Origin of the sequence: Halalkalibacterium ligniniphilum (genome assembly GCF_000334155.1) — a bacterium.
Taxonomy (GTDB): domain Bacteria; phylum Bacillota; class Bacilli; order Bacillales; family Bacillaceae_D; genus Halalkalibacterium; species Halalkalibacterium ligniniphilum.
Window position 1 is genome coordinate 1 of record NZ_ANNK01000155.1, and the last position, 8,456, is coordinate 8,456.

Sequence of the window (8,456 nt, forward strand, 5' to 3'; positions counted from 1 at the left end):
TATTTCGCCCATCGGCTAAGCCAGCCTCTTTAAAGGTCTATAGTGGGGTGATGGCGGGGGTAATTATGAAAGCTGTGGATCAGTCGGATAAAGTATATCAAGCGATGGCTGCCCGTGGATTTTCTGGGAAGATCCCTACTTCTCCTCCTCGTCCAATTAGTAAGACGGATTGGATCAAGTCTGCAAGTATACTAGGTTTTATACTGATAATTATATTGATTGAAAAGTGGTGGTTCTAATAGAAGTAATCTCAATTAAAGAGCTATCGTATACATATCCAGATCAGACAATAGCACGAACAAATCTTTCATGTTTGTTTAAAAGTAATAAGATTGCTCTACTTGGTGCGAAAACAGAAGAGGCCTATATGTTAGTGATGAAGATGTGTGTGACAGAAGAAATGTCGCTTTAAAGGAGTTTGAATCGATGAAAAGGAATGTTATGTCTGTTTGTTGTGTGTGGCTTCTCTTTTTCTTAATTGCCTCACCTGTCTATGCTCATAAAATGCTTATGGAACCCGTTGAAGCAGGTACTGTCAAAGTTCATTACGAGGATGGAAGCTTTTCACAACGTACCGTCGTCGTTGTGTACGACAATGAAGAGAATCAACTATTTGAAGACAAGCTTGATGAACAAGGGCATTTTTATTACGGTGATATAGAAGGTGCTCATTTACTTGTGGCTGAAGACGGGATTGGACACCGGGTGGAATGGGAAATTGGTGTAGTTGAAAGTAATGAGTCTGTCATGAATAGATGGGGGACAATAACTGTCGTTGTGCTGCTCTTTATCGGAATTGCTTGGTTTTTTACGAAACGAAAAAACAGCCGCTCAAGCATGTAGTATCCATTTTATTGACAAACTATAACTGTAACGTGTAACGAAGGTATTCGCTATTAAGACTTGGAGAAAAGCCAAGCTTTGCTAATGTACGAGACATCAATATCAGTAAAAGACGACAAATAAAGAGGCTGGGATAAGAGAGTTTTTATTGATGAGCAATCCGAACGTCATGATCGTTGCTGGATAGCATTCGCTTCGGAAATATACTTAGCACTCCGCGGGCGGCTGGTGAGCCTCCTCGTGCTTTTCGCACGGTGGGGTCTCACCCTTGCCTTTGATCCCGCAGGAGTCTACGTCTATTTCCTCTGCTAAGGTTGTGCATTGTTCGCATGTTCAATCATACACGTTCGTTATGTCCCAGCCTCTTTTAATTTAATCGTTAATTAGCAGTGTCATTACTTGTCGTTGTCTCAGAGTGGTGATAGTGCCTAGGTAAAATGAGAACCTCTACACGTCGGTTACGCTCTCGTCCTTCGGCAGTGTCATTTGAGGCGACTGGCTGATATTCACCATAGCCAGCAATACTAAGCTGCTTTGCTCGAATTTCAGGGTTTTGAAGAAAAATATTCATCACATTTAAGGCACGAGCCGAACTTAATTCCCAGTTTGATGCAAACTCCGCTGTGTGAATCGGACGGTTGTCGGTATGCCCAGAAATTTGAATATGCCAAGGTGGATCGGTTGCTAAAAAGTCAGCCAACGTAAGGGCAAGTGTTTCAGCAGAAGGCTTTAGATTGGCACTCCCTGAGGCAAACAAGATGTGATCATTGATCGTGATGAGTAGTCCATCAGGAGTAATATCTGCTGAAAGCCGGTTACCTAAACCTTCCGCTTCAATATATTGATCGAGCTCCTCTTTTAATTCTTGCAATTCAACCCACACGTCAGCTGCTGAAGAGCTGGTAGATGGAGTGGCTGGATCGACCTGAACAGGGGACATTTCCTCAAGAACACCTTGCCCTCCCATTGATTCAGAAAGGGCAACTCTAAGTTGTTCATATTTCGTTGCATCTACTTGACTAATTGCAAAGAGGATAACAAATAGTGCCAAAAGGAGGGTGAGCATGTCTGCATATGGAATTAGCCACGATTCATCTACATGTTCGTCGTGATGGTTTTTCTTTTTAGACGCCATGTTTATTATTCGCTCCTTTTAAGATACTCTACTTGTTCCTGTTCTTCTAAATAAACTGATAAGCTTTCTTCCATTGCTCTTGGAGAAACACCATTAATAATAGAAATCGTTCCTTCCACAATGATGTACTTATGAAGCGTTTCTTTTCGGGACTTGCGTTTTAGCTTGTTTGCAAAAGGGTGCCATAAGACATATCCACTAAAAATACCAAATAAGGTAGCAACAAAAGCTGCAGCAATCGCATAACCTAATGCTTCTGTATCTTCAAGATTCCCTAATGCAGCAATTAAACCTAATACGGCTCCCAAAACCCCAAGTGTTGGTGCATAGGTCCCTGCTTGTGTGAAAATCGATGCGCCTGTCGCATGGCGCTCTTGCATTGCATCGATCCGTTCATTAAGAGTGTAGCGAATAAATTCTGGATCGAGACCATCAATGACCATTCTCATTGATTGTTGGAGAAAAGGGTCATCAATATCTTTAATTTTCGACTCGAGGGATAATAGGCCCTCTTGGCGTGAAATTTTAGCATATTCTACGAACTGTTCGATTAATTCTGTCGTTGGTGGCTGCTTTTTCTCAGAGAATAGGATCTTAAACAGCTTTGGTACACGCTTTATTTCTTCCATCGGAAAAGCAACAAGCACAGCTGCGATAGTTCCAGCAAAAATAATCATAAAGGCAGCAGGGTTAATTAACACAGTAAGACTTGTTCCTTTGAAAACCATACCTAAAATGATAGCAATAACGCCTAGTATAACGCCTATAAATGATGTCTTGTCCATACTTAAAATCTCCCTTTAATTTAGAAAGTTGTAGCATTCTTGTATACTACTAACATATGATTTCAATCTATTATAATCCATATTGATGAGTTTTGACTCTGCATTTTTCATCAAAATAAGACAAAAATCTAAAAATATTGTAGTGCTTTCGAAGGAAATATATCCCTAAAAATGCCATTTAGGTAAAAACATGAAAAAATCATTCATTTAACTTTTGATTTTAACTAAAAGAGAAGGATAAAAATATTTTATTCATTCACATCCTTTGTACAAAATAGTCACCTGGTCTCAGAAATCATGAAAAAAATTCTAAAAATAGAATGATTTATTAAGGAGGTGTTGAGCGAGTACGAAGAATAAAGGGAAGGAGCCCTTTTTTCACGCAGCTATATGTCAAATTGAACAGAGAGCTTTACAAACATGTCATTGCTGCACATGGATGGTTCCAACACGTCCTTGTTCACTATTCGACAAGAATCCCTATATACCTTGTAAAATTTTTTTGAATTTAACTGTCTATTGAAGCAAGACTATTATCACTAAGGAAGACTTAAGGAGAGTCCACTTGCTGACTTGAAAATTAAAAACCGCACAAAAACCTTCATGTGCGGCTCGCTCTTCCCACTTGGATGGAAACGAGGCCGTCAAGTAACGTTGAGCAACCTTTCAATGAAGGAGGTGTGAGCGGAAGGGCTTCATTGTTTTATCAACTTGCACTTAAGATCCGTCCCCTTTTCCACACAAAAAAGAGCGCCTAGCTAAAGACGCTCGCATGTGTAAGCTTATTGCCCGTGCATGACCAAATGCAGAACTGATTCAAAAATTGTGAGGATAAATTTTTGAATTAGTAGATGCATGATTTTTCGATAGTGAATTTTCTTAGGCTTCTACTAAAAAGCTAGTATTTTCTTTCGTCATGTTTTTTATTTCGTGCCTAGAGAAGCCATTTTCCGCTAAGTTGCTCACAAATGTGATCATCCCTTCATCGGGGTAAGGGTTTTCAACTTGTCCTAGATCACTTGATAAAATACAATGCTTTGGCCCTACATACTTAATTTGTTCGTAAAGCCCATCCCAATCAATGCCGTAATTTGGCGTAATGACACCAAAGCAATGATCCATATAGGCTCCTAATTCTGCGAGTTCTTTTTGTTCCTCTTTTGAAAGGTTAACAGATGAGAAGGTAGGATGAGTGATAACAACCCTTTTTAATTTCATCTTTTTTGCAGCAGTTACTAAAGCAAAAATCTCTTTCCTTCCTAAATGTCCAGTAGCAAGAATAAGATTGTAATCGGAAATAATTTCTAATACTGTCAACGCATCTTCTGTCAGTTTTCCATCCTTTAAGATGCTTATCCCTTTACCCATTTTTCCTTGTTCACGTAACTCTAATTGAACTTTTGCCCATGGTGGTAGCTCATCTTCTTTTGTCTTATTTGAAAGAAATTCAATTTCATTTAATGCATCAAAGGTTGGCATCCAAACGATTTTTGCACCATCACGAGCTGCCATTTCTACTGCCAAAGGATTAATACCACCAATCGGGTTATTTAAACTAACTGCTCCGATAGGGTTGATAGCAGGGTGAATCTTTTTGACTAACCTTGCTCTCTCTGCTGTACAAAAATAATGCGACTTAATTCCAAACCCTTTCATACCTAACTTTATGTATCGTTCTGCTAGGTCTAAATCGTCAAGCTTTCTCTCGGGAATATCAGGGCCGGTATGTACATGAAGATCGTAAGCCCCTTCAAGAAGTTCAGCATGCATATTCTTCATCTCTCCTTTAATCATTAATGCAATGAGTGAAAAGCTAGTGACTAGTTTTATTGTAATTAATTTCAGAAATATTACAATATTTTTATAATTTTTTAAAGGGTGTTGGTGGTAATTGCGGCAGAGGATATTTCAATCAAAATGGTAATAAGTTTGACTATGTTAAAATGGCTGATAAATGACACAACGCTATGCTAGATTAAACGCGGCAATGAAGGAGGAGACTTATTTATATGATTCGACAACTAACGATACAGGACAATGAAGCTTGTATGAATCTACTAAAGAAACAACCAGCAGAAAATCTTTTTATTATTGGAGACATTGAAGCATATGGCTACAAGCAAGATTTTCAAATGCTTTGGGGTGACTTTGGGGAGCAAGGAGAGCTAAGAGGGGTTCTTCTTAAATATCAAGGAAATTATATCCCTTATGCTCCAGGTGCATTTGATGCGCAAGGGCTTGCTTTGATAATCTCGCAGGACCCTAATGCAGCGATAATCTCTGGGCTTGAAAGCGTCACAGCGAAAGTGCTTCCGTATGTCATGACACCGTTAGGGAAGACTCGCTCTCTCTATTATGCAAAATGTAATACAGCAGAAAAAATTGAATACGATGAGCGAACAAATCTAGTTAAACGGGCATCGATTCATGATGTTGAGAAAATCATCGATTTATATAAGGGAGTAGAGGAATTCTCCAGCACAGAAACAGTAGAAGATAAAAAGCGTAACATGGAAAAAGGTGTATCGAGAACGTATTTTATCGAAGAGGACGGCGACATGATTTCAGCAGCATCAACCGCAGCCGAAAATTCATTTGCGGCAATGATTGTTGGTGTTTGCACACACAATGATCATAGACGAAAAGGCTTTGCCTCCCAATGTATGAGTAAGCTTTGTTTGGATGTGTTAAGAGAAGGAAAGAGCCTTTGCTTGTTTTATGATAATCCAGCAGCTGGACGGATCTATAAGCGAATTGGGTTTGAAGATATTGAGAAATGGACGATGACAAGCTGTCTCTCAAAAGAGGTGTAAGGCAGACAAATCGACCCTTGTTCTCGATTTTTTCTTTGGTGGCTAATCTTCCAGTCACTTAATAAAGAAGCAGGTATGGCGAATAGCGCCTTGCCTGCTTCGTTTCCATTATGACTTTGTATAGTTAAGATCCCAAATCACACCATACTTATCTTTCACTTTCGCATATTTTGCTCCCCAAAATGTATCTTGCAGCTCCATTATAATGGAACCTTCCTGACGCAGGGCATCAAATATTCTTTGAATTTCTTCTTCGCTTGTCATTTCAAGTGCCAAGGAAATGTTATTGCCGACATCAATGGACTGGCCCGGAAATGTATCTGACACCATAAAAAACAATTCACCTTTTTTAAAACGTGCATGCATAATGCGATCATTCGCTTCGGGAGGAGTCGGAAAATCTGCCTCACCGAACGTTTGAATATCTATTATTTCCCCTTCAAAAGCTTCCTTGTAATACGCTAATGCTTCTCGTGCTTGACCGTCAAACGTAAGATACGGTGTCACTTGATGCTTCATGTTAAACACTCCTTATCAGTTATCACAAAATTTTTTAGCACATGAAATTGTCAAATAGTATAAGCGATGAATGAAATATTTATGAGCGGAAAAACGGCACAAACAGCTTTTAAGTTAACCTGAAACGGCTTCATTCAGCAGACTTGAGCTTGGCTCGCTCTTTCGGTATGATAACTATTAGTTGTATTTTTTAGGAAGAAGCCGTTATGCTTATTGTAGCAGATGAACAGGTGTTACGATATATTGTTTACAGTCAAGACAACAGGCTGATGAAAAAATTTTTTACGCATCGTTACTTCTTACATGAGCCAATAAAAAGTGAGGGAAAGAACATGACAAGAAAGCTTATTTTTTTTGATATAGATGGAACCCTGCTTAATCATGATAAAGAACTACCAATTTCAACCAAACAGGCGATTCAAACATTAAAGGAACGGGGACATTATGTTGCGATTGCGACAGGAAGAGCGCCATTTTTGTTTGGATCGTTACGAGAAGATCTCGGCATTGAAACGTATGTGAGCTTCAATGGTCAGTATGTAGTTGCTGAAAAAGAAATCATTTTCAAAAATTCCCTACATAAAGAAACGCTAAAAGTGTTCACTGAATTCGCCTTGCGCCATGATCATCCAATCGTATATATGGATCATGAGGATATGAAGGCGAATATCGAATACCATCCTTTTGTAGAAGAGAGCATTGGCACATTAAAATTTGAGCATCCGGCCCACGACCCTGAATATTTTGTAGAGCGCGATATTTATCAGGCGTTGCTTTTTTGCACAAGTGAGGAAGAACAACAATACATCGATACATTTGGTCTTTTTGACTTTGTACGATGGCATCCCGTATCAACGGACGTATTGCCAGCAGGCGGGTCGAAAGCAAAAGGCATTGAAGCGATCATTCAACACTTAGGCTTCTCAAAGAGCGATGTCTACGCATTTGGAGATGGACTAAATGATATTGAAATGCTTCAATTTGTAGAAAATAGTGTGGCAATGGGAAATGCAGAAGACTCTGTAAAAAAGGCAGCAAAGCATGTAACCAAAGATGTAAATGAAGACGGGATAAAGCACGGCTTGGAGCTTGTCGGTTTATTGTAAACAGATCTATAAACCGTCAGCTTAACCGGTTGAGCATACCAGAAGTGGTGGAATGAATGGGATGATACGTTCTTTAGAGACAAGAAGGCAAATTTTATTCAATCAAGAGCTCCACGAAGAAAAATGGACCTTATCTTTATAAAATGGTAGTTGGAAGAGGCTGGGACAAGAGAGTTTTTATTGATGAGAAATGCTGCATAGCATTCGCTTCGGAAATATCCTTCGCTTTCCGCGGGCGGCTGGTGAGCCTCCTCGTGCTTTTCGCACTGTGGGGTCTCATCCTTGCCTTTGATCCAGCAGGAGTCTATGTCTATTTCCTCCGCTAAGGTTGTGCATTGTTTTTCAATCATACACGTTCGTTATGTCCCAGCCTCTTTTACCAATTATTAGCCATTTACGACATTTCCGCCATTTACATGAATCATTTGTCCTGAAACATAGGTAGAATCATTTGAAGCAAGATATACGTATGCAGGTGCTAGCTCGGCAGGTTGACCAGGGCGTCCCATCGGTGTATCAGTACCAAATGACTCCACATACTCTGCAGGAAATGAAGCTGGAATGAGAGGCGTCCAAATTGGTCCTGGAGCAACACCATTCACACGAATGCCTTTTGATACAAGGTTTTGAGAAAGTGAACGAGTTAGGGCAACAATCGCACCTTTTGTGGCAGCATAGTCCATTAAAACAGGTTGCCCTTGATAAGCAACAATCGAAGCACTGTTAATAATCGAGCTACCTTCTTTCAAATAAGGCATTGCGGCTTGGATGAAATAAAAGTAAGAATAGATATTTGTCTGAAAGGTTCGGTGGAGCTGAGCGCTTGAAATATCCTCGATACGTTCCTGAAAGTGCTGCTCAGCAGCGTTATTGACGAGAACATCAAGCTGGCCAAAGGTATCAATAGTTTGTTTCACAGCTTCATGACAAAAACGCTCATCGCCTACATCACCACTTATAAGCAGGCATTTTACCCCTTTTTCTTCCACAAGCATTTTTGTTTCTTCCGCATCCTTGTGTTCATCAAAATAAACAATGCTGATATGAGCTCCTTCTTTTGCAAAGGCGAGGGCTACAGCGCGGCCGATTCCACTATCTCCCCCCGTTATCAGGGTTACTTTCTCATTTAATTTATTGCTTCCTTCATAGTGAGGATTTTCATATAGCGGTTTTGGGTTCATTTCTTCCTCTAGACCAGGTTGGCGTTTTTGTTCTTGGGGAGGTTGCCCTTCAGATTGGTGATTTCTAATCTCTT

9 protein-coding genes are annotated in these 8,456 nt (G+C 39.9%); 4 read left to right on the forward strand and 5 right to left on the reverse strand.

Annotated features, from left to right (window positions below; genetic code table 11):
- Both BLT_RS22430 and BLT_RS0119010 read left to right on the forward strand, forming a co-directional pair.
- The coding region (locus tag BLT_RS22430; protein WP_035426096.1) for an energy-coupling factor transporter transmembrane component T at window positions 1–239 on the forward strand (239 nt) is incomplete at its 5' end.
- A gap of 187 nt (window positions 240–426) precedes the next feature.
- Entirely contained in the window at window positions 427–843 is a 417-nt protein-coding gene (locus BLT_RS0119010) for a hypothetical protein (protein WP_017729307.1), read from the forward strand.
- A gap of 379 nt (window positions 844–1,222) precedes the next feature.
- Here the strand turns inward: BLT_RS0119010 and BLT_RS0119015 are convergent, their stop codons facing one another.
- The 3 genes from BLT_RS0119015 to BLT_RS0119025 form a co-directional block, all read right to left on the reverse strand.
- Window positions 1,223–1,978, reverse strand: a complete 756-nt coding sequence (locus BLT_RS0119015; RefSeq protein WP_017729308.1) for an OmpA family protein — start codon at window positions 1,976–1,978, stop codon at window positions 1,223–1,225.
- 5 nt (window positions 1,979–1,983) lie between these two features.
- Window positions 1,984–2,763, reverse strand: coding sequence for a flagellar motor stator protein MotA (gene motA, locus BLT_RS0119020; RefSeq protein ID WP_017729309.1), 780 nt, complete (start codon window positions 2,761–2,763; stop codon window positions 1,984–1,986).
- An 879-nt stretch (window positions 2,764–3,642) separates the two neighbouring features.
- Window positions 3,643–4,542: a DUF6282 family protein gene (locus tag BLT_RS0119025; protein ID WP_236611121.1), complete on the reverse strand. Its 900-nt coding sequence runs from the start codon at window positions 4,540–4,542 to the stop codon at window positions 3,643–3,645.
- A gap of 230 nt (window positions 4,543–4,772) precedes the next feature.
- Between BLT_RS0119025 and BLT_RS0119030 the strand changes: the two genes are divergently transcribed.
- The gene (locus tag BLT_RS0119030; protein WP_017729311.1) at window positions 4,773–5,576 is read left to right on the forward strand and encodes a GNAT family N-acetyltransferase; all 804 of its coding nucleotides are present in this window, start codon (window positions 4,773–4,775) and stop codon (window positions 5,574–5,576) included.
- Window positions 5,577–5,684: 108 nt separating this feature from the next.
- Here BLT_RS0119030 and BLT_RS0119035 read toward each other — a convergent pair whose 3' ends face one another.
- Window positions 5,685–6,095, reverse strand: a complete 411-nt coding sequence (locus BLT_RS0119035) for a VOC family protein (protein WP_017729312.1) — start codon at window positions 6,093–6,095, stop codon at window positions 5,685–5,687.
- Window positions 6,096–6,427: 332 nt separating this feature from the next.
- On the opposite strand from BLT_RS0119035, the gene BLT_RS0119040 reads away from it, so the two are divergent.
- The gene (locus tag BLT_RS0119040) at window positions 6,428–7,201 is read left to right on the forward strand and encodes a Cof-type HAD-IIB family hydrolase (RefSeq protein ID WP_026105202.1); all 774 of its coding nucleotides are present in this window, start codon (window positions 6,428–6,430) and stop codon (window positions 7,199–7,201) included.
- A gap of 386 nt (window positions 7,202–7,587) precedes the next feature.
- Here BLT_RS0119040 and BLT_RS0119050 read toward each other — a convergent pair whose 3' ends face one another.
- Complete coding sequence (locus tag BLT_RS0119050; protein ID WP_026105203.1) at window positions 7,588–8,451, reverse strand: SDR family oxidoreductase; 864 nt, start codon at window positions 8,449–8,451, stop codon at window positions 7,588–7,590.
- Between the last annotated feature and the right edge of the window lie 5 nt (window positions 8,452–8,456).